Here is a 21,262-nt window from a genome sequence, read left to right as displayed (position 1 = left end):
CCTGTTGAAAGAAAGAATTCCGTTTGTTAAATGAACAACGAGAAAATGATTATAGAGACAAATAGTATCGTCATATAATTAAGAGAATAGACAAACATAGTTGTCGCCCACTTCAAATCATCTTTCGCCTTAAAACCTCTAAGTGCAAAATACAACCATCCTATGTTCAATAGGGTTGCTAGTATTAAAAATCCTGCACCTAATTCTGTTAGAAGAAATGGTAATGGAAAAAGTAATAAAACCCATATAAGCATTGATTTTTTCGTTCGTGCAAACCCTTTTACAACAGGCAACATTGGAATGTTTGCAGCACGGTACTCATCAGTTCGTCGCATTGCCAGTGCGTAAAAGTGTGGCGGTTGCCAAATGAACATGATTAAAAACAATGCCCATGCACCCGCACCCAACGACGGTTCAAAAGCAGCCCAACCAATTAATGGCGGAATCGCCCCAGAAATGCTCCCAACAACGGTATTTCCAACGTGTTTACGTTTGGACCACATAGAATAGAGTACTACATAGCTGAATACTCCTGCAAGTCCCCACAATCCTGCCGCGAACGATGCAGAGAACAATAAAAACTCACCTACAACAATGAAAGTAAGCGCGAGTGCCAATACAGGCGGTGCTTTAAATCGACCTGTAACTGTTGGTCTGGATTTTGTTCTGGACATTATTGGATCAATATCTCGATCAATTAAATTATTAAGTGCAGCAGATCCAGCAATTATTAATCCAGTTCCTCCTAATGCGAAAAACAGTACATCAAGATTTTGAAAGAAACGCTCATTACTTAGCTGTATTGCAAGAAATAGACCAGTAAATGTCGTAATCATGTTTGAATTGACAATACCGATTTTTATAAGCGCTAAAAAGTCCTTCAATAATGATTGTGCTTCAGCATCGGAGTGAACAGCTGGTGATAATGCACGACCGTTTGACATTTTACCCCTCCCTTCATCTATTTAAGTGAAGACACTATACTTCACTATATCGAAATTCGAGTATAATTTCTATACATAAGCAAATTTTCCTCAGATTTTCGAATTATGTTGACACATTTGTTTCGGCATCCTCTCTATACTAATCCATTTAGCCAGTTCATTTGTGAAGATATAAGGACACTTTTATGAACTTTTTGTGAAATGAGTGGAAGTTTGATGATTTCAGATTGCTAGACGTTGTTTTTTCACCGTTCATTCGTTATCATCAAACAAGCGGGACCTTGAACGGATGGTCATCATTAATTAAAGAAGGTGTCTAATTTGGGCTATAATAAATACTTGAAATGGTTTGCCGTTGCTTCAACAGTAGGAATGCTTCTTATCCTCCTTGGCGGAGCTCTTGTAACCAAAACGGATAGCGGCATGGGCTGCGGCCGCCACTGGCCTGGTTGTAATGGCCAACTCATTCCAGATGTAATCACTGCAGAAGTGCTCATCGAGTTCTCACATCGACTCGTAACGGGTTCTGTCGGCATATTAATACTAATACTAGCCGTGTGGTCATGGAAATCCATCGGACATATTAGAGAAGCTAAATTCTTATCTGTAATGGCAGTATTCTTCCTTATCTTACAAGCACTCATTGGGGCTGCACAAGTAATGTGGGGTCAAGGTGATTTTATCCTTGCACTGCATTTCGGGATTTCCCTTATCTCCTTTGCATCCGTTTTACTACTGACACTTCTTATATTTGAAGTAGATAAGAAATTTGATGCCGAAAATGTACATATTGGCACAACACTTAAAAGGCATACAATCGGGGTTGCAGTGTATTCTTATTTTGTTGTTTATACGGGAGCACTTGTAAGACACACCGATTCCTCACTCGCTTGTAAAGACTGGCCACTGTGTAACAATACTGCATTTGAATTACCTAGAAATTTGTATGAGTGGGTCCAGATGGGACATCGAGCTGCGGCAGCACTTATTTTTGTTTGGATACTCGTCATCGCAATTCATGCAATAAAACACTATAAAGATCAACGTGTCTTTTATTGGGGTTGGATCATTGCATTGATACTCGTATCTGGACAAGCTCTAACAGGGATGATTGTTGTTCTTACAAAACTCAATCTTTACTTTGCGTTACTCCACTCACTATTGATTACATTACTTTTCGGTTTAATAACGTATATGATATTACTTGTTTCTCGAAACAGAACAATGAAATAATTACGTTGAAGCTATTCCTAATGGAGTAGCTTTTTTTAAATCGAAAAAAGCATTTAAAATCGAAATGAATACGATTTTAAATGCTTTTTCTTCAATTATTAAACCTCAATTTCAATTAATAAATCGCCTGTTGAAATCGATTCTCCTGCTGTTACATAAATTTCTTTAACCGTACCGCTAAATGGTGCCTGTATTGTTGTTTCCATTTTCATTGCTTCAGTTATGAGTAAGTGTTCCCCTCTTTTTACCTTAGCACCTTTGGAAACAGCAACTTTTAAGACAGTACCCGGCATCGTTGCAGCAATATGCGTTTCATTCGCAGGGTCTGCTTTCACTTTACGGATATGATCGGACTCTACATTCATGTCCTCGATAATTACTTCGCGTGGCTGACCGTTCATTTCAAAATAAAGTACGCGAGTAGCATCCGATTGAGGCTCCCCTATCGAAACAAGTTTAATTATGAGTGTTTTACCCTTTTCAATTTCTACTTCAATTTCCTCGCCAAGACGCAATCCGTATAGAAATTCTGGTGTTTTTATTACGGACACATCACCAAACTCATTGTTAATTGCGGAGAACTCATCAAACACTTTCGGATACATAGCATAAGAAAGAGCTTCGTGCTCAGTGCTTGGGCGCCCGAGCTTCTCACTTAACTGCGTAAGGAGCAATTCGAAGTCAACATCTTCAAGTAGTTCACCAGGACGAACAGTGATTGCTTCCCTTCCTTTTAGAATCACTTCTTGAAGTTCTTTCGGGAAACCACCGTAGGGCTGACCGATATATCCTTCAAAAAACTCAATAACCGACTCAGGGAAATCAATAGACTTACCTCGCGTTAACACTGAAACCTCATCCAAGTTATTTTGTACCATGAATAATGCCATGTCCCCAACGATTTTAGATGATGGTGTTACTTTAACAACATCCCCAAATAGTAAATTGACTCGGGAATACATGTTTTTCACTTCTTCCCAACGTTCTCCAAGACCAACCGCTTTTGCTTGTTGCTGCAAGTTTGAATATTGTCCACCTGGCATTTCATGAACATAAATTTCTGTATGTGGACTGTTCATTCCACTTTCAAATGTTTGGTAATATTTACGGACATCTTCCCAGTAGTACGATAAGCTTTCAAGCGACTCAACATTTGACCGAACATTTCTCTCGCCGCCTTTTAAAGCGTAATAGAGCGAGCTTGCTGAAGGTTGTGAAGTAAGCCCTGCCATCGAACCAAGTGCCGTGTCAACGATGTCCACACCCGCATCTATAGCTTTAGCGTACAAGTATATACCATTTCCGCTCGTATCATGTGTATGCAAGTGAATTGGTAGATCGACGGTAGCTTTCAATTCAGAAACAAGTCGGTATGCTGCCTCTGGTTTTAATAAACCAGCCATGTCTTTTATTGCTAAAATATGGGCTCCTGCAGATTCAAGTTCTTTTGCCATCTTTTTATAATAATCTATTGTATATTTGTCTCTTTTGTCATCGAGAAGATCACCTGCATAACAAATAGCTGCTTCCGCTACTTTTCCTGCCTCACGTGTTGCATCTATTGCAACTTCCATTCCTTTTATCCAGTTTAAGCTGTCAAAGATTCTGAATACGTCTATTCCAGCATCAGCTGATTTTTTAACGAATTCTCTGATGACGTTATCGGGATAATTTGTATACCCAACAGCATTTGCCCCTCGGAAAAGCATTTGGAACAAGACGTTTGGAATTTGCTCGCGTAATTTAATCAGTCGATCCCAAGGACTTTCCTTTAGAAATCGGTACGATACGTCAAATGTAGCTCCACCCCACATTTCTAATGAAAACAAATCGGGCATGAGTCGGGCAGTTTCGGATGCAATACCTGTTAAATCTGCTGTTCTTACTCGTGTAGCAAGTAACGATTGGTGCGCATCTCTAAATGTCGTATCTGTTAAAAGTACATCATCCTGCTCTTTAATCCATTTCACAAGACCCTCTGGACCTAGTTGGTCGAGTATTTGCTTAGTTCCAGGCGTTGGGGTTGTAAGTAGGTCAATTGATGGTTTTCGAACAGAATGGAAGACTGGTTTAGATTTCGTTTCAATACCAGGGAATCCGTTAACTGTCACGTTACCTAAATAATTAAGAATTTTTGTTCCTCTGTCTTGTCTAACTGGAAATTGGAATAATTCCGGTGTCGAATCAATGAAACCAGTATTGTAATCACCAATTAAAAAACTTTCGTGTTTAACAACATTTCTTAGGAATGGAATATTGGTTTTAATTCCTCGAATTCTAAACTCCTGCATATTACGATCCATTTTGGCAGCAGCTTCACGGAATGTCATTCCCCATGTAGATACTTTAACAAGCAGTGAATCATAGTAAGGTGTAATCACCGCACCTTGAAATCCGTTCCCCGCATCAAGACGAACGCCAAACCCACCACCCGAACGATAAACCATAAGTTTACCTGTATCTGGCATGAAATCATTAAGTGGATCTTCTGTCGTAACTCGTGATTGAATTGCGTAACCAAAAAGTGGTATATCTTTTTGAGCCGGAATACTTACTGAACCTTCATGAATATTTTTTCCATCTGCTATATATATTTGTGAGTGAACAATATCAATACCTGTAACCATTTCGGTAATTGTGTGCTCAACTTGAATTCGTGGATTTACTTCTATAAAGTAAAATTCTCCTTCTGAAACAAGAAACTCTACAGTTCCAGCGTTAACATAACCGATGTTTTTCGCAAGTTTTACAGCAGCATTACAAATCTTCTCTCGGAGTTCATCACTAAGTGAAATTGAAGGAGCAATTTCAACGACCTTTTGATGTCTGCGTTGAATTGAACAATCTCGTTCATAAAGGTGAACGACATTCCCATGCTGATCCCCAAGTATTTGTACTTCAATATGTTTTGGCTTGTCTATGTATTTTTCAACATACATTTCATCTGAGCCAAATGCCGATTTTGCTTCTGATTTTGCACGTTCAAAGGCTTGCGCAACTTCTTCTTCAGAATTCACAATTCTCATACCACGACCGCCGCCGCCAAGTGAAGCTTTAACCATAATTGGATACCCACTCGACTTACCGAAGATTGCGACTTCTTCAACAGTAGAAACGGGTCCGTCACTGCCAGGTATTACGGGCAGTCCAGCTGCTATTGCTTGCCCGCGCGCTTTCACTTTGTCACCAAACATATCTAGATGCTTAGAAGTAGGGCCTATAAAGATAATTCCTTCTTCCTCTAAACGACGTGCAAATTCAGAAGTTTCAGCTAAAAAACCATAACCCGGGTGAACAGCATTCGCTCCCGAATCTTTAGCGATTGCAATAATCCCCTCGATATCCAAGTATGCATCAATGGGCTTTTTTCCTTCTCCAACAAGATAAGATTCATCCGCCTTGTAACGGTGGAATGAACCACTATCTTCAGTAGAATAAATTCCAACTGTTGCAATGTTTAGTTCGGTACATGCACGGAAAATACGTATTGCAATTTCTCCGCGATTGGCAACAAGAATTTTACTAATCTTCTCCATCTCAAGACACTTCCTTATCTAATTATGGTTTTCATGTTTGACAAACATGGATATGTTCATCAAAATGCCTAAAGACAACGATAGCAGAATTACAGACGTTCCGCCATAACTAATAAACGGCAGCGTCACTCCAGTAAGTGGTATCAAGCCCATAAGACCGCCAAGATTTACAAATGTTTGAATACCAATCATACTACCAATCCCAGCAGCAAGCATTCTCGCATGAGGGTCTTTTGTTTTCATGGCAATTGATAATGCTCTTAAAACTATAAATCCAAGACCGCCTATTACAATAAATGCTCCTAAAATACCTAATTCTTCCGAAATGACCGCCATAATAACGTCTGTTTGTGGTTCTGGTAAATAACCCATTTTTTGAAGAGAGTTTCCTAGACCGCGTCCCTTAACTCCACCAGAACCAATTGCAATGTACCCATTTGCTATTTGATATCCGGAAGTTTGTAAGTAGTCGAATGGATTTAGAAACGCTTCAATCCGTCCTTTTCGACCTCCTGTCATAATCGTGCTCCAGTTAAAATAGAGAAAGGCAGCGATAGCCGCTATACAAAGCGAAATTAAACCACTCATCTTTAGAAAGGTTCTCTTTTTTAAACCACTAGCAACAATAACGGAAAACGCTGATAAAATAATTATGAAAGACATTCCTATATCCGTTTCCCTCATAATCGAAAACACTGCAATAGTAAGTACTATAATCGGTGGTCCAATTGATTTATTTAAACTATCAATTGTACCTGCATTATATTTATTTGCAAAAACACCAGCAAAATATATAATAATAACCAGTTTCGCAACTTCTGAAGGTTGTATACTTCCAGCACCAAACGGGAGCTTTATCCAACTCTGTGCACCAACTGTATCCCCGTAACCAATTTGATGTACAAGTCCAAGAAGGACAAGCATAACTAAAACCGCAGTTGCCATAAAGCCTTTACGTTTGAAATGTTTGTATGGAAAAAAAGCAGCTAGAAAAAAGACAGGGTACGCAAGTGATAGATTGAAAATTTGTTTTTTAAAAAAATAATCGGCGGGCCATTCATATTGACCGACAGCCCATACCATACTCGCACTATATATCATAACTAGACCAAATAACGTTAATATTAAATATGTGAAAAAAAGCGGATAATCAAAATTCCTCAAAAATCGTTTAAAATAAGTTTGCATTTGCAAGACCTCAACTTCATTAAACAAAAAACTCAAACCATGAAGGAAGTTTGAGTTTTTCGTCTATTTTCTCATATATATATCATGTAAAACAGTCATTTCTTTTTCAAGCGAAGAAAGAATTTCATTCCCCTTCAGACGTTCGACAAGACCAATCTTAACCGCAAAATCAATTTCACGGGCAAGTCCAAACATTTGAGTATCTAACACTTCTTCGTATAACGGACATTGTGGCATTGTCAAATGATCCATTTGTACCTTTATCAATTGAGCTATTTTATCGGCATCCATCTGAAGCTGCTTCATTGCCTTTTCTTTATATGTTTCTTGCAAATCGATTTCCATGAGGACGCCCCCATCAAACTTTTATTTCGTACTTGATTATTAATAAATTGTATCTTTTGAAACGAGAAATTGCAAGTGTTTCCCCTTTAATATTATGGATCCAACCCGAAAGCTTTTCCTTGTCAGACGAAAGCGTTATACTAGTATTAAATTGAGTTACTGAACTTAGGAGGAAATTATTTTGGAATCAATCATACCAATTAAAGGAAATGTACGTTACGGAATAACAATGGATCCAAGTATTTGGATTTTCGATGATCGTCGTATCGATTTAGAAACCTTTTTCACAAGCGGTCACGTGGAAGTTGACGAACTCGAAGAATATAAAAGAAGCATGGGAAAACATTGGTCTCGCGAAATTATGGAAGGGGCGACATTCCCCCCCACTTTGGAAACGGAAAAACAATTCGAAGAAAATAAAGACATTACAGGAACTTATGGTATTTATTTAAATCATTTCCTAAAGAATGCTGAACTAAATGAAGATGCACATACCTTATTTATCGAAACTTCATCAGGAGAAGAACATGCAGTTCCTATCGAAAAAGCCGATGAACTAATACTGAAGTTTTGCAACGATGGTAAACCACTTAAAGAAGACGGACCTGTCCATGTCCTATTTAAAGATGGATCTAATATAGAAAATCCAATTCGCAATGTTACAGCAATAAAAATTGAATAGGAGGCTATCCAATGCGAGTGAAATGTGTCATATGCGATGAAATCGGGCAGCTTCCAGATGAGGCGCCTCTTGCAAAAAAACTTAGAAACCGTCCCATCCACACATATATGTGTCCCTCTTGCGAGAACCGCATTGCCGAAAAAACAAACGCTCGAATCGCAACCGGTAACTTCGTCTTCAGAAGAAGCTCACATCCAATTGAAAAAGAATTCTAAACAAAAGCGGAAGCACCTGTTCAGCCTCGACAGGCACAAGACAGTTTGATTAAGTGGCGTTCTTCAGCCACATAAGCGAAATGGCTTGTGACCCGAGAGGCTAGGTGCTGGAGACTAGACGTAAACAAAAGCGGAAGCACCTGTTCAGCCTCGACAGGCACAAGACAGTTTGATTAAGTGGCGTACTTCAGCCACATAAGCGAAATGACTTGTGACCCGAGAGGCTAGGTGCTGGAGACTAGACGTATACAAAAGCGGAAGCACCTGTTCAGCCTCGACAGGCACAAGACAGTTTGATTAAGTGGCGTACTTCAGCCACATAAGCGAAATGACTTGTGACCCGAGAGGCTAGGTGCTGGAGACTAGATGTAAACAAAAACGAAATTAAATAACTTCAAGAAAAAAAGACTCCAACCGTTATTACGCGGTGGAGTCTTTTTTGTCGGTACCTTTATATTCATTCATTCTGCGGGCACGGTAAATTATTAAAATAAGTGCCGCCACAATTAGTCCTTCTACAATTGGAAGGAAAAATCCGAGAAATGTCAAAATCAGACATCCTAGAAAAAGAAATGCATAGATAGCGACCGTTTGAAGTGGTCTTAACTTTCGTGCAAATCCTAGTTTAAATACGAGTGCCGACAAAAGAAAAACGACGGCTAAAAGAACGTACCCGGCATTCGTATAATCCATCTCACCAGTGCTTGTAGTAGTTCCAAGACCTTCATAAATGAAGCGTGAGATGCCTGACATTCTGCCGAATACTAACTCTGAATCCGCAACACTTGAATTCATTTTAAAACATCCCTTTCAATACAAGAGAATTTTTATTCGTTTTTCTTCTTTTTCGTTACGCGTTCACGTTCACTTTTTCCAAGAATTTTCTTACGAAGACGAATTGATAAAGGAGTTACTTCACAGTACTCGTCATCATCCAAATACTCAAGTGACTCTTCAAGTGTCATAATACGTGGTTTCTTAATAGAAACAGTTTGATCTTTGTTTGCAGTACGAATATTCGACTGTTGCTTCGCTTTTGTTAAATTGATCGTTAAGTCCGTGTCGCGGTTATGTTCGCCGACAATCATACCTTCATAAACATCTGTACCTGGTTCAACGAAAATCACACCACGTTCTTCTACATGTAGAATACCATAAGGTGTTGCAGTTCCGTTATCCATTGATACAAGAACACCTTCAGCACGGCCACCAACGCGACCTGAAGACATTGGCTGATAGCTATCAAATGTATGGTTCAAGATACCATAACCTCTTGTCATCGTTAGGAATTCAGTTGTATAACCAATTAGACCACGAGCAGGTACTAAGAAGATTAATCGAACAGTACCCGTACCGTTGTTCACCATATCAACCATTTCACCTTTACGAGCTCCAAGTGATTCAATTACAGCTCCAGTATGCTCTTCAGGTATTTCTATTTGTACGCGTTCTACAGGTTCGCTCTTTTTACCGTCAATTTCACGAATGATTACTTCCGGTTTAGAAACTTGAAGTTCAAAACCTTCACGTCGCATATTTTCGATCAAAATCGACAAGTGCAACTCTCCACGTCCTGAAACGACCCATGAGTCAGCACCAGTTGATTCGACACGAAGTGAAACGTCTGTTTGAAGTTGTTGATTAAGACGCTCTTCAATCTTTCTAGATGTTACCCATTTTCCTTCACGACCTGCAAACGGGCTGTTATTGACAAGGAATTGCATTTGTAAAGTTGGCTCATCAATATGCAACTGAGGTAAAGCTTCAGGATGATCTACAGGACAGATTGTATCACTAACATCGATTCCTTCAATTCCTGAAATTGCAATTAGATCGCCAGCAAATGCTTCTTCAATATCAACACGTTTTAACCCTAAAAATCCAGACATTTTAGTAATACGATGGTTTTTCACTTTACCATCACGTTTCAGTACCGCAACTTGTTGTCCAACCTTAATCGAACCGCGGAATACGCGACCAATACCAATACGGCCAACATAATCACTGTAATCTAAAAGGGATACTTGGAACTGTAAAGGCTCCTCGCGATTATCAACAGGTGCTGGAATTTTTTCAAGAATTGCATCATAAAGAACTTGTAACGTATCTTCTTGGTCAGCCGGGTTTGAAGATAGACTTGCTGTACCATTAAAGCCTGATGCAAAAACAACTGGGAATTCAAGTTGGTCGTCATTCGCTTCAAGTTCAATAAATAGTTCCAAAACTTCATCTACAACTTCTTCAGGGCGAGCAAAATCTCGGTCAATTTTATTTACAACAACAATTGGCTTCAAGTTTTCCTCTAAAGCTTTCTTAAGAACGAAACGGGTTTGTGGCATACAACCTTCATATGCGTCGACTACGAGAATAACTCCGTCAACCATTTTCAGAATTCGTTCTACTTCTCCACCAAAATCAGCATGTCCAGGGGTATCTAGAATATTGATTTTTGTATCTTTGTATAGAACTGCTGTATTTTTTGCTAAAATTGTAATTCCGCGTTCACGTTCAATTACGTTCGAGTCCATGGCACGGTCATCTACTTGTTCATTCGAACGGAAGATACCAGATTGCTTCAATAGTTGATCGACTAACGTCGTTTTTCCGTGATCGACGTGGGCGATGATAGCAATGTTTCTAAGATCATTTCTTAAATTAGTCATTTTTTCACTCCATTATTCTTTTTTCGCGTGCTTAACTGTGTTATTATAGCACAAGATGAACCTAGACAATAAACTTTTAATCATATTCGGAGGGATTTTTTTTGAAAGACATCAAATGGACTTTTGTTCTTTTTGCAATTGCTGCGGTAATAACGATGTGCGGAATCGGCATTTCAATAGGCGCGAACAGCATACCTGGTGCGATAATATCCGTTTTAGCACTGCTAGCCGTCATGGGTTTCGGATTTAAAACCAAAAGTAAAATGCGTAAACAGGGTTTGCTATAAAAAATAACCAACGGAACGATTGTCCATTTTGGATAATCGTTTTTATTTTTTTATTTCAATGTAATTTGTCAAAATTTGTTCGTGCAACCCTGGTCGTGCAACAATAAACGGTTCTTGTGAGAGCAGGCCTGGTTTGTCCCCATTGAAATTTGTCGCGAGTGCTCCTACCTCTTGCGCAATAATAATACCTCCTGCAATATCCCACGGAGATAATCGGGTAGAAATGTATGCGTCTAATCTACCTGAAGCAACATAGGAAAGCTCCATTGCGGCTGATCCATAGGAGCGCGTACCACGGCATGTTGTAATTAAGTCCATGACTTTTTCATTATTGATGTATTTATTTGGTGCAACCCATCTCGCATTAATCCCAATAATAGCTTCATGAATCGGTGTAGGTTCTAACTCCGGGAGAAGTTCATCGTTAAAATACGCACCTTCTCCTTTTGCCGCATGATAAAAATCATCACCCATTACATCGTATATATATCCGAGCATTCCCACTCCATCTGCATATATGCCCAGTGAGATTGCAAAATTACGTTTTTGATGAACAAAATTCATTGTCCCATCGATTGGATCTAAAATCCATATAATACCGTCAAGTGCAACAAGATTATCTCCAAATCCTTCTTCACCAAATATCTTATGAGTTGGGAAATCTTTTCGAATTCTACTTATGAAAAACTGCTCAATTTCACGATCTATATTTGTCACTAGATCGTTTGCATCTGCTTTCGAATCGATATGTATTTCATTGAAAAAAGAAAGTCGTATTTTGTGTCCTGCTTCCTTTATCAACGACTTGGCATAACGGTCAATTGCTTGCCAGTTCAATTACCTCACCCCCTTAAAATTGTCTACTTATTAAGTATAACGAAAAAGACATCCAATTACACAGTTTCCGATTAAGGAATTTGTGTATGGACGCCTTTCTTACGTTGATATAGCTTTATTATTCAAAACCATTCAGCATCTCCAATTCATGATAAATCTCGATTAACCTTCTTTTACTTTTCATTTTTTGTTTGCCATCTGCTTGCTGTATCGCATCGTGTAGTGTTGCTAATTCATAATCAAGTTCTAACTGTAGGAGCTTTACATACTCTCTTTCAACATCGACTTTTCTAATGATATGCACGATTTGTTTCATAACCGACACCCCTCATCGCATTATTGTTTATAGTTCCTCCATATATTATTACGATATGCAGCCCCAACTATTTATTCTAGTCATAAGCCTTTATGTCTTAGATTATTCCCCTATTTCTGTTACGATAAACGTACAAAGCGTAAAGGAGGACTAATTATGAAAAAAAGATTTTGGACAACGGATGATTTCGATGTTTTTTCTATTGAGGGCCTCGAAAATCGAATGAATGCATTACAAGATATTATTCAACCAAAATTCCAAAAACTTGGTAGGCATTTCGCCGACCGACTATCCGCATATGGTACAGATGAGTTTTTCCCGCATGTCGCAAAACATGCTCGGCGAACCGTAAATCCACCAAAAGATAGTTGGGTTGCTTTTGCACCAGCCAAAAGAGGTTATAAGGCCTTGCCACATTTCCAAATCGGTTTATGGGGAACGCACTTGTTTATAATTTTAGCAGTCATTTATGAAAACCCAGACAAAAAAGGGATTGCCGAGCGACTTGATAAAAACAATAAAACACTGCTCTCTTTACCCACTACATATATTGTTTCAGGCGATCACATGAAACCTGATGCCACACACATAAGTACCATAGGATTGGACGGGCTTGAAAAGTTACTCGACAGACTAAAAACCGTTAAAAAAGCAGAATTTTTGGTTGGAAGGCATTTACTTCGTGAGGATGCAGTTCAGATGTCAAATGATGAGTTTATAGCATATGCAGAAGAAACATTCGATGAACTACTCAAAATTTATGACATTGTAATCGGAAGATATTAATAAGAAAAGGGATGCAAAACCGTATTGGTTATGGTCCCTTCTTTTGTGTTAATCAAATTCTAAAGGTAATTTATCGATACCAGAAACATCTTTGTGTTCGTATGTTAGTACTTCAAAACCTGGTATTTGTAAAGTAATCGTATCGAAACCAAACGGAGGCATTATCGGTCCTTCATAAGTAATAATTTGGATGGTTATTGTGTACGTATCATCATTTTCATCCCAAGTAATATCCTTTATTCTTTCAGATTCAAAAAGCCTTTCCTCACCATAATACGTTTTTGTCGCCCGAAGGATCTCTGGTCCAATTGCCCTCAAGAATGCCTTTTCAAGAATAACTTTACTCCCAACAGTAGGAAGTTTTTTCTCTTCCCTATTCACTACTTTCCAATGGTCGTCTTCCTTTTTTAATGTAAATAAGATATTCAATCCATCCAACTTGACTGCATGTATATAGGCAAGATTGTCTTTCACATAAATCCTGGGTTCTTTAACCCATTGCCGTACATCTGATGTTAATACGGTTAAAACAGTTTTACCAAGTGGTGAAACTTGTCCTTTATCATTGTAAAAAGGAAAATCCCCAAAGGTATACAATTCGCTAAATCCAGTTAAGTTCACATCGAAGTAATATTTATTAATAAAATCTTGGATGGGCCTTTCCTGCTTTGCAAAAGCGACATAATTTGCAGAATCCACTTTGGTTTTTAAAAGATCAATTGTTACCTCTTCCATTAACTTCTCTTTTGTCGATTTTGTACTCATCGCTAAAGTTTTATAGGCATTTGTTGTCAATAACAGCATACAAAAGAGGAGAATTATTTTCCGCATTTATTCACCTACCCTGTTTAAGGGTATTTTCCCCCGACTTTAAAATAATATTCGCGTTCAATAAATTTGACCTGATTCAGGTATAGCGTTCGTTATGTAAGAAAATAATAAAGCATACTCATTATTCATTAATTTCATAAACTAATTCATCAAATAGTTTTCCATCCGTATAAAGCAATAGTGCCCATTCTCCTGCCATAGGGATTTTCACACTTGAAGGTGTATGTGCATCTGCTCCATTATTCTCTCCTGAGAGGTTTATAGTCCAACCAGTTGTTAGAATTTGATGGACGGTTCCAGTTTCTTTGTGAAGACCAACAATCGTTAGTTTGGTTGCCACGGGATTCTCAATTCCCCATAGATGCCACATCCACTTTTGAGCACTTAAACTTGGCATATCGGCACCAATAACACCTGATTTATTTTCATTCCCAATAATATTGTCATTGAACGTCACTGCTTTTTTATCCCAGTCAATTTCCTCAAAATCACTTTCTTCAACAAACTCTGGTAGATCTTCTGGTAAAATCAATTTACTTTCGACTCTTTCATTTTTAGAGCAGCCTACGATTAAAAAAAATATACCCAAGGAAATAAATACCATGAACTTTAGTTTCAAAAAAATCTTCCCCCTAATTGAAAGTGGAATATTCACACTATTTACATTACGTTACAGCGCTACTGTATCATTATCTGTCCAAGTGATATTCGCAGTTTCCTCTTCATAATTCCATTATATTTTGGTTTGGTTAATGGTATTGAAACCAGACAAACCATCCCTTTTCTTTACTTTTAGCTAAAAAAATTTGCCCTTGCGCTAAGTCTGCTCCAGGTGCTTTTGGGAAATCCAAGCGTACTAGCCATGACTTTTCAGCAACTTCTTTACCACACAAGGTTTTTGCTATTCCAAAATATGCTTCCTCTTCTTTAATACCGACTGTTTTGGGAAAAGGTTTGGCAGTCACTACATTCCATTTAGTATAAATGTCGGAAATATCATTTTGCCCAGTTCCATAAGTTTTTGGTATCAAAGTATTTAATGCTTTAATTACCTCATTTGTATCCTTGATTCATGTTTTCTCTAATCCACTTAACTCAGGACATTCTGTGGGTTGTGTGTATTCCGGAATTGAATTAAAAAGCAAAATTGAAATGGTCATGATTAACGTAATAAGCTTTTTCATAATTTAACTCACCTCAAAATTATCTTTCCCAACTTTAAGAAAAACATATTAAGATGTAGTGTTTTCTATTTCTTAAATTTGTTTCCCGCGTTCATATATATAATCGTAAAAGCAATAATACCAAAAAATAAAACTAGACCAAAGTAGAACAACCAGTTAATATCGTAAACTTCGCTGAGTAGCCAAAAAACCATACTAAACGATAAAGCAAACATCATCTTACCCATAAATTTACAGAGTGCAATCGTATCATATTTTTCTTTTTCTTCTGGGGGCATTGTGTTAAAACCTGCGATTAAGAATGATCCTTTACCATTGATGAATACAATTCCTAATCCTACGAACAAACCAATAACTAAGAGCATAATAATCATTTCCATCCCTACCTAACCTGAATTTTTCCATTTATTGATTTCATCACTAACTGGCCCTGATTGAGGAATTTATTATAAATATAAAGTTATGAAATCTGTAATATTCCGTTTCATCATGACAGCCGCAAGCTTTTCAAGGTAAATATAGGCAAAGGCCGAGCAGCATCCAATAGTGCCTTCTTTTTATTAATAACGTCAAACAAATGATTAACCCCTTAGGTATACCCGTGGATTCATTGTATTATCGTAGTCTATAATAGGATTTTTCTACACTTGAATAATACTACTTACTATAAATTACAGGAAAAACATAGTTCTTTCGCTTGATGATCTACTTTATATATCTTCTCTAGCTTCCGATTCTAGATATAGGTAAATTGGTTAACCCTCAACAAGCCCATAGTATTTTAAAAGTTTCCCCTCTGATTCTACGAGTAAAATTGGTCCCCCAACTTCTCCTTCTTTTTTAGCCGAAAATATCTTTGCACCAACAGGCAATTTGTTCGACATTTCATCTTCAAACTTTGTGTCTGTTTCATTTTTTGTTTTTATTTCTCCTACTTGTTCGTCTTTTGTTAAAGTTAGTTCTTCAACCCAATCAATTCCAGTCTGATAAATCACACCACCGAATTGAAATATATCAGCGTTAGGGTCAATTGTTAAAATCTCTGTTGCATCAGGATTTTCAGTTTTATGAGTTTCTATTTTACTTGTATTTGATGAAACTTCATTTGGATTCGATGAATTAGAACATCCAACGGCCGTTAATAAAATGAATATAGACAATCCAAAAAACATTGTTGGTTTTCTCACACAATCCCTCCTCTTATCGTTAGACGTACAGAGGTTAAATAAGTTACCTATAAGATCAGTAAAATGGCCCGTTTACGTGACCTGGACGCAATCGTTTACACTGTAATTGCACCCGTTGGTTAAATAATATTGCTTTTGATTAATATCGTTTTTTATAGTTCGGAAATTTATTATTATAAACTTTGTTCCAAATTTCCAATGCACTTAGATAACAATTATTAATCGTAAGTACGTAAGCGTAAGTTTTCCTACCAAACTACATTGCTTGAAATTGAGCAACAAGAAAATAAAGTTGTTATAAAAAATGCAAAAGTGAGTTTTCACTTTTGCATCTTTTATATTGAACACTAATAGCTTACCGAATTGATTTGTAAAATAAAGTTATTCATCATCAAGATCAATTTCGAAAGGTTTTTCTTCATATTCGGAAACATCGTAATTTCCAATCACTTTATAATTACTAGACGCTTCATCATCAGACTTAAATTTATTGAAATCGACTACATCTAGTGCATCTGAAATCATATTCAATAGATATTGTGGTTCTGGAGTTTCTTCCACTGTGGCAAGAACGAGTGCATTTCGCAAATATCCTGCATATTGTGAAAGTAATTGAGCCTTGAAGTCTAGCCTACTTGCTTCAGCAAAAAGATTCATGAAAATTGAAACTGTTCTTTTATTTCCTTCACGGTAAGGATGAACACGCCAAAGCTTTATCATAAATGCAGAAAAGTCTTTTACGAGACTAGGATTAGAATAACTCCATTGTTTAGATTCAGACCAACTGAAAACAGTTTTCAAATCAGATATAATGTAATTTTTATCGCTATAAGCAACAGATAATCCATTTAAAACATGTTCACTTTTAGATATATTGACTGTTCGGAATTCCCCAGCCCATGAATACAGCTCTTGAAAAAGAAAGTGATGAATTATTTGGAGACTTTCATATTTTTGAAAATCAATCTTTTCGGTGATAGAATTAATATCTACAATCCCAGCGATTAATAACTGTGCTTCAACGTCAATTAATTGTTGTTCATCCCGAATGTCTAATTTGTTGATTAAGGTGTTTGTATTAGGATAAATATAAGGATCCATACATTATTGTGAAGCCCTTGTATATTTTTCAACAATCGCTTGCTTCAATTGGCTGGATGATACTTGCCCATTTTCATATTGATTTAAGAGGTTTTTTGTAAATGCACTTGGTTTTCCACCGTCAATTGCGGCCATTCCAACTGCAAATTCTACTTTCTTTTGGCGTTCTGTTCGTGAATTTTCATTCATAAATAACACCCCTCGTTTATTGTTACCTCTATTATATCAGTTTTCATGTATCATAAGATAGTTAATTCACTTCATGGAACTTTTTAGAGTTTTATACAGAAGTTAGCACGATTCTAGAGAAACTGTTACCAAACAAACGCACCCGATAGTTACACATAAACGATAAACACAGTAATTGCACAGTATCTTGGTTACCTAAATAATATCATTGTGTCACTTTAAAACTTTAATTATTTCTCCGCAATGTCTGCAATGATATACCTTTTTCTTTGCATACATCAATCTATCCAGGTTTTCAAATCCTCCACAATTCGGGCATCTTAATCTCTTTTTATCTAAAACAATATAAGAAAACAAAAATATTATAGAGAAAATCAGGAAAGGTAATTTTACAAAACCAACCAATACCGAAACTCCAAGCAAGATTATTAAAGTGAAGCCAAGATTTATATCTTTACTTGATATGTATTTCATCCTTTTCACTCCTCTTTATAAAATATATTTGCTTCTTATAAATTCTTAACATGCAAACTGGACCGAATATAGAAATAGGGTACAAATCCTTGTTACAGAATCAAGCCCCCGATTGTAGTATATCTCTTTGCTATTTATTACAACACTTCTTGTGCTTTTTGCCACTTCCACACGGATAAGTTTCGTTCCTCCCTATTTTATTGCTACTGTATGTAACACTTTGTTGATCTAGTATACTTGCAAGTTCTTGATATGGATCCTTTACTAAACTATAATCAAAGAAACTTATGTCCTTATCTTCAATATCCGATTTACTTATCGGTTTATATAATCCTTAATAACAACCTTTGAGAGGTTGAATAGCAATTGGGTTTTCCAAAAAACTTCTGAATTCTTTTACACTAGGGGCTCCCTTTTTCCATAAATTCTTATAAGGAGATCCATTCACTTCAACCCCATTGGAATATAACTTAACTTCAGGTGACATGAAAAACTTAATTAATGAAGAATCATCAATAATCTCAATGCCATACCTAACAACAGAGGTAAAATCAAATATGTTAGTACAAACTAATTTTATTATATTTTCTTTTAGTGGGGGTGTTTCCCCCTGTGTTAAAGAATTGCACCCGATTACTGAAAAGACAAAAGTTATTATTACTTTGTTATAACCACTTTTTTTGCCATTACGTTTGTCATTACAAAAGCAGCTAGTGCAAAACCAACTAAAAAGAGGGCAAGAATTAAATACGCTGCTCCTTCAAATCCTCTAACAGTTACAAAACCAATGTAAAATAGGATTATCGCAGCTAGTGCTGTAGCGACTCCCGGTAGATTTCTTACAAGTAAAGAAAAACCTTTTTTTGTTAAGCCCCAAGTGATCAACAATACAATGCTTCCCGATAAAATAGCCACAAGAAATGGTGCTAAAATCATCATTCTAATCAATCCCTCCATTTTTTCAAAAAAATGATTACTTTACTAATCCAGTCTAAATAATGGGCCGATTGCAGTCCTGTCCTTATGCATTAAAGGCACCCAATTCTTGAGGATATTAATCAATTAATACTTCAATCTTATTTTCATTCTCATCCATCAGTTTTTCTAATAAATTATGATACTCTTCCCCAAATTCCTCTATCCATTTTTCATCATTAATATCTCCTTCACCTAATTTAGCCTCGAGATAAGTATTGATATAAGCATTTCGTTCATTAATTCTTTTAGCATATTCTCTTTGGAAATCTTCTGGAGTCATATCTAATTTCTTAGCTTGAGATTCGGCATACTTACGAATTTGCTTTCCACCTTGGTCTTTTGTATTTTTAGGAGGAAGTTTTTCAAATTCATCACGGTTTTTTTCACCACTTAAATTGGTGGAAATATCGAGGTCCATTTCCTTTACCTCCTGTTTTACCAATTCTACTTCTATTGCCGATTCAAGATAATCTAATGCAGTATCATCAGGATATAAAAAACGTAATTCACCTACCGTAATCTCTTGACCTTTTACAATCGCTGCTGCTTCATTATCATCGTATTTTGAAATACCGTTACACCCAGCTAACACAATAGTTCCAAGTAAAATCCCTTTGTAAAGAAGACTCTTCAATATTCCCACTCCTTTAAATGGCCCGATTGTTTTACAATCATAGTTCTACTATTGATACGGTCATAAAGCATGAAAGGCTTCATTCTTCCGAAGGTTATGAATTCGAGTAGCTGTGTTTCGACCTTTTTATTTCAAACTCTATCAATTACTTCGACATGAGCAACTGTGGAAACCTTTGGAAATAGAATTGCGTTTTATTTATTTGATTTTATTGACTGTATAAATAAAAAACACCCCAAGAGTTAGAGTTAGATTTTAACTCTAACTTTCGGGGTGTAGTAACAATGCGATGCTAATTTCAATCCATTTTATTCTGATTTAATATGCTGAACAATACGTTTTATTCATTTTGTACATCTGAAGAGAACATATAAACTTAGCGCTGTTTCCCTTTTATTTTTTCGGTATCTGAACTTTCTTTCGCACTTTTTATAACGTCGTAACTTTCATAACCACTTACTTCTTTAAATTCTTTAAAGATTTTTTTTTCCTCAGACATTGAAGGTACAATTTCTTTAAAAGAACGATATGCAGCCATTAGATCCGTTCTCGAAATTCCAACTTCATATGCTTTTTCAACTGCAGCATAAAAGGCCATAACCGTTACAATTTCCTCAGTATTCCAATCGATTCTAAGCGGATAATTATAATCCATTCATTATTCCTCCTTGTTTAGACCAAAGTTCCAGCTAGTCCTAATTACTTTCGCTTCTTTTACCATTCGTTCAAAAAGCTCCTGAACAGATGGGACATCTTTTATTAACCCGGTTACTTGACCTGCCCATCCAAAACCGTTTTCCACATCGCCGTCATGAATAAATCGTCGGTTCGCTTCCCCGCTAATAAACGACTTTAACGCTTCATAATTCGGCGTTTCATTTTCAATCTGAAGTATTTTTTCCGTCCAGATGCTTGAGATTGCACGTGCTGGGGCACCAATAGAACGTTTAATGACGGTCGTGTCCGTTTCAGAACTTGATAGAAGTGCATCCTTATATGCCTGTGAAGCATGAACACATTCACTCGTTGCTATAAACCTAGTCCCCATCTCTATCCCATCTGCACCCAGAGCATGAGCAGCCATCCACCCTCGACCGTCTCCAATGCCTCCAGAAGCGATCACAGGAATTGACACCGCATCCACAACTTGTGGAACCAGGACAATTGTACCGACATCTTCTCTCCCTAAATGCCCTCCACCTTCTTGACCGACAACCATAACTGCGTCCGCACCAAGTTCTTCTGCTTTTACTGCCTGACGTTTTGCCGCTACCAAGACAAGTGTTTTAACATCCGTACCTTTAAGTTGTTCAAAAAACGGTGTTGGATTACCACCGGTTACCGAAACGACTTCAACCTTTTCTTCCAGTGCCACATCGAGCATATGCGAAAACGGACGTCCTGTTTGGCCAATTGCAAAGTTTACGCCGAATGGTTTATCGGTTAATTTCCTCACCTTAATGATTTCTGAACGAAGATCTTCAGGTGAACTTAAACTCATTGCTGTTATTTGACCAAGGCCTCCCGCTTCAGAAACCGCTGCACAAAGCTCAGCATAAGCTAAATACGCAAGCCCGCCTTGAATAATTGGATATTTAATGCCCAGTAATTCCGTCACTCTTGTTTGCCAGATCATTGGAACACCCCTTTTA

General features: G+C 37.2%; 26 protein-coding genes. 5 read left to right on the top strand and 21 right to left on the bottom strand.

Translation table 11 applies throughout. The features are described 5' to 3' along the window. Window positions 1-26: 26 nt before the first annotated feature. Window positions 27-944: a heme o synthase gene (gene cyoE / locus ACP8HH_RS05165; protein ID WP_438316799.1), complete on the bottom strand. Its 918-nt coding sequence runs from the start codon at window positions 942-944 to the stop codon at window positions 27-29. Window positions 945-1,265: 321 nt separating this feature from the next. Between cyoE and ACP8HH_RS05160 the strand changes: the two genes are divergently transcribed. After that, on the top strand, window positions 1,266-2,177 hold the full coding sequence (locus ACP8HH_RS05160; RefSeq protein WP_438316796.1) for a COX15/CtaA family protein: 912 nt from the start codon (window positions 1,266-1,268) through the stop codon (window positions 2,175-2,177). A 98-nt stretch (window positions 2,178-2,275) separates the two neighbouring features. On the opposite strand, the gene pyc is transcribed toward ACP8HH_RS05160, so the two are convergent. The 3 genes from pyc to ACP8HH_RS05145 form a co-directional block, all read right to left on the bottom strand. Then, window positions 2,276-5,713: a pyruvate carboxylase gene (gene pyc / locus ACP8HH_RS05155; protein ID WP_438316793.1), complete on the bottom strand. Its 3,438-nt coding sequence runs from the start codon at window positions 5,711-5,713 to the stop codon at window positions 2,276-2,278. A gap of 18 nt (window positions 5,714-5,731) precedes the next feature. Continuing rightward, window positions 5,732-6,901 carry an FtsW/RodA/SpoVE family cell cycle protein gene (locus tag ACP8HH_RS05150; protein WP_438316790.1) on the bottom strand — a complete coding sequence of 390 codons (1,170 nt, stop codon included), beginning with the start codon at window positions 6,899-6,901 and terminating at the stop codon, window positions 5,732-5,734. A 63-nt stretch (window positions 6,902-6,964) separates the two neighbouring features. Then, the gene (locus ACP8HH_RS05145) at window positions 6,965-7,246 is read right to left on the bottom strand and encodes a DUF1507 family protein (protein ID WP_438316787.1); all 282 of its coding nucleotides are present in this window, start codon (window positions 7,244-7,246) and stop codon (window positions 6,965-6,967) included. Window positions 7,247-7,427: 181 nt separating this feature from the next. Between ACP8HH_RS05145 and ACP8HH_RS05140 the strand changes: the two genes are divergently transcribed. Both ACP8HH_RS05140 and ACP8HH_RS05135 read left to right on the top strand, forming a co-directional pair. Further along, the gene (locus tag ACP8HH_RS05140) at window positions 7,428-7,928 is read left to right on the top strand and encodes a peptidyl-prolyl cis-trans isomerase (RefSeq protein WP_438316785.1); all 501 of its coding nucleotides are present in this window, start codon (window positions 7,428-7,430) and stop codon (window positions 7,926-7,928) included. Window positions 7,929-7,939: 11 nt separating this feature from the next. Then, window positions 7,940-8,143 (top strand): YlaI family protein, encoded by a 204-nt coding sequence (locus tag ACP8HH_RS05135; protein ID WP_438316781.1) that lies wholly within the window; start codon window positions 7,940-7,942, stop codon window positions 8,141-8,143. A 420-nt stretch (window positions 8,144-8,563) separates the two neighbouring features. On the opposite strand, the gene ACP8HH_RS05130 is transcribed toward ACP8HH_RS05135, so the two are convergent. Together ACP8HH_RS05130 and typA are read right to left on the bottom strand one after the other, a co-directional pair. Further along, window positions 8,564-8,938 carry a YlaH-like family protein gene (locus ACP8HH_RS05130; RefSeq protein ID WP_438316778.1) on the bottom strand — a complete coding sequence of 125 codons (375 nt, stop codon included), beginning with the start codon at window positions 8,936-8,938 and terminating at the stop codon, window positions 8,564-8,566. Window positions 8,939-8,970: 32 nt separating this feature from the next. Continuing rightward, window positions 8,971-10,806, bottom strand: coding sequence for a translational GTPase TypA (gene typA / locus ACP8HH_RS05125; protein ID WP_438316775.1), 1,836 nt, complete (start codon window positions 10,804-10,806; stop codon window positions 8,971-8,973). A 101-nt stretch (window positions 10,807-10,907) separates the two neighbouring features. Here typA and ACP8HH_RS05120 point away from each other — a divergent pair, with 101 nt between their 5' ends. Beyond that, complete coding sequence (locus tag ACP8HH_RS05120) at window positions 10,908-11,093, top strand: YlaF family protein (protein ID WP_438316772.1); 186 nt, start codon at window positions 10,908-10,910, stop codon at window positions 11,091-11,093. A 42-nt stretch (window positions 11,094-11,135) separates the two neighbouring features. On the opposite strand, the gene ACP8HH_RS05115 is transcribed toward ACP8HH_RS05120, so the two are convergent. Both ACP8HH_RS05115 and ACP8HH_RS05110 read right to left on the bottom strand, forming a co-directional pair. Beyond that, window positions 11,136-11,930, bottom strand: coding sequence for an inositol monophosphatase family protein (locus ACP8HH_RS05115; RefSeq protein WP_438316770.1), 795 nt, complete (start codon window positions 11,928-11,930; stop codon window positions 11,136-11,138). Window positions 11,931-12,048: 118 nt separating this feature from the next. Then, entirely contained in the window at window positions 12,049-12,246 is a 198-nt protein-coding gene (locus ACP8HH_RS05110) for a hypothetical protein (protein WP_438316767.1), read from the bottom strand. A gap of 156 nt (window positions 12,247-12,402) precedes the next feature. Between ACP8HH_RS05110 and ACP8HH_RS05105 the strand changes: the two genes are divergently transcribed. Then, on the top strand, window positions 12,403-13,032 hold the full coding sequence (locus ACP8HH_RS05105) for a YktB family protein (protein WP_438316764.1): 630 nt from the start codon (window positions 12,403-12,405) through the stop codon (window positions 13,030-13,032). A gap of 48 nt (window positions 13,033-13,080) precedes the next feature. On the opposite strand, the gene ACP8HH_RS05100 is transcribed toward ACP8HH_RS05105, so the two are convergent. From ACP8HH_RS05100 to ACP8HH_RS05040, 13 genes are all read right to left on the bottom strand, one after another. After that, on the bottom strand, window positions 13,081-13,836 hold the full coding sequence (locus tag ACP8HH_RS05100) for a DUF3888 domain-containing protein (protein WP_438316761.1): 756 nt from the start codon (window positions 13,834-13,836) through the stop codon (window positions 13,081-13,083). A 148-nt stretch (window positions 13,837-13,984) separates the two neighbouring features. Continuing rightward, window positions 13,985-14,482, bottom strand: coding sequence for a hypothetical protein (locus ACP8HH_RS05095; RefSeq protein WP_438316758.1), 498 nt, complete (start codon window positions 14,480-14,482; stop codon window positions 13,985-13,987). Between the two features lie 130 nt (window positions 14,483-14,612). Further along, window positions 14,613-14,894, bottom strand: a complete 282-nt coding sequence (locus ACP8HH_RS05090) for a hypothetical protein (RefSeq protein ID WP_438316756.1) — start codon at window positions 14,892-14,894, stop codon at window positions 14,613-14,615. Between the two features lie 218 nt (window positions 14,895-15,112). Further along, window positions 15,113-15,421 (bottom strand): DUF3784 domain-containing protein, encoded by a 309-nt coding sequence (locus ACP8HH_RS05085; RefSeq protein WP_438316753.1) that lies wholly within the window; start codon window positions 15,419-15,421, stop codon window positions 15,113-15,115. Window positions 15,422-15,802: 381 nt separating this feature from the next. Beyond that, the gene (locus ACP8HH_RS05080) at window positions 15,803-16,234 is read right to left on the bottom strand and encodes a hypothetical protein (RefSeq protein ID WP_438316751.1); all 432 of its coding nucleotides are present in this window, start codon (window positions 16,232-16,234) and stop codon (window positions 15,803-15,805) included. 381 nt (window positions 16,235-16,615) lie between these two features. After that, entirely contained in the window at window positions 16,616-17,335 is a 720-nt protein-coding gene (locus ACP8HH_RS05075) for a Fic/DOC family protein (RefSeq protein WP_438316748.1), read from the bottom strand. A 3-nt stretch (window positions 17,336-17,338) separates the two neighbouring features. Further along, window positions 17,339-17,524 carry an antitoxin VbhA family protein gene (locus ACP8HH_RS05070; protein WP_438316745.1) on the bottom strand — a complete coding sequence of 62 codons (186 nt, stop codon included), beginning with the start codon at window positions 17,522-17,524 and terminating at the stop codon, window positions 17,339-17,341. A 213-nt stretch (window positions 17,525-17,737) separates the two neighbouring features. Continuing rightward, window positions 17,738-17,998, bottom strand: a complete 261-nt coding sequence (locus ACP8HH_RS05065; protein WP_438316742.1) for a hypothetical protein — start codon at window positions 17,996-17,998, stop codon at window positions 17,738-17,740. A 130-nt stretch (window positions 17,999-18,128) separates the two neighbouring features. Next, complete coding sequence (locus tag ACP8HH_RS05060; RefSeq protein ID WP_438319037.1) at window positions 18,129-18,194, bottom strand: SEC-C metal-binding domain-containing protein; 66 nt, start codon at window positions 18,192-18,194, stop codon at window positions 18,129-18,131. A gap of 461 nt (window positions 18,195-18,655) precedes the next feature. Further along, window positions 18,656-18,937, bottom strand: coding sequence for a hypothetical protein (locus tag ACP8HH_RS05055; RefSeq protein WP_438316739.1), 282 nt, complete (start codon window positions 18,935-18,937; stop codon window positions 18,656-18,658). 115 nt (window positions 18,938-19,052) lie between these two features. Then, entirely contained in the window at window positions 19,053-19,619 is a 567-nt protein-coding gene (locus tag ACP8HH_RS05050) for a hypothetical protein (RefSeq protein ID WP_438316736.1), read from the bottom strand. Between the two features lie 367 nt (window positions 19,620-19,986). Then, entirely contained in the window at window positions 19,987-20,265 is a 279-nt protein-coding gene (locus ACP8HH_RS05045) for a UPF0223 family protein (RefSeq protein ID WP_438316733.1), read from the bottom strand. Window positions 20,266-20,268: 3 nt separating this feature from the next. Next, entirely contained in the window at window positions 20,269-21,246 is a 978-nt protein-coding gene (locus tag ACP8HH_RS05040) for an NAD(P)H-dependent flavin oxidoreductase (RefSeq protein WP_438316730.1), read from the bottom strand. Window positions 21,247-21,262 lie beyond the last annotated feature (16 nt).

Source organism: Sporosarcina sp. FA9 (genome assembly GCF_051550205.1).
Classification (GTDB): Bacteria; Bacillota; Bacilli; order Bacillales_A; family Planococcaceae; genus Sporosarcina.
This window is presented reverse-complemented; position numbering and strand designations above follow the sequence as displayed.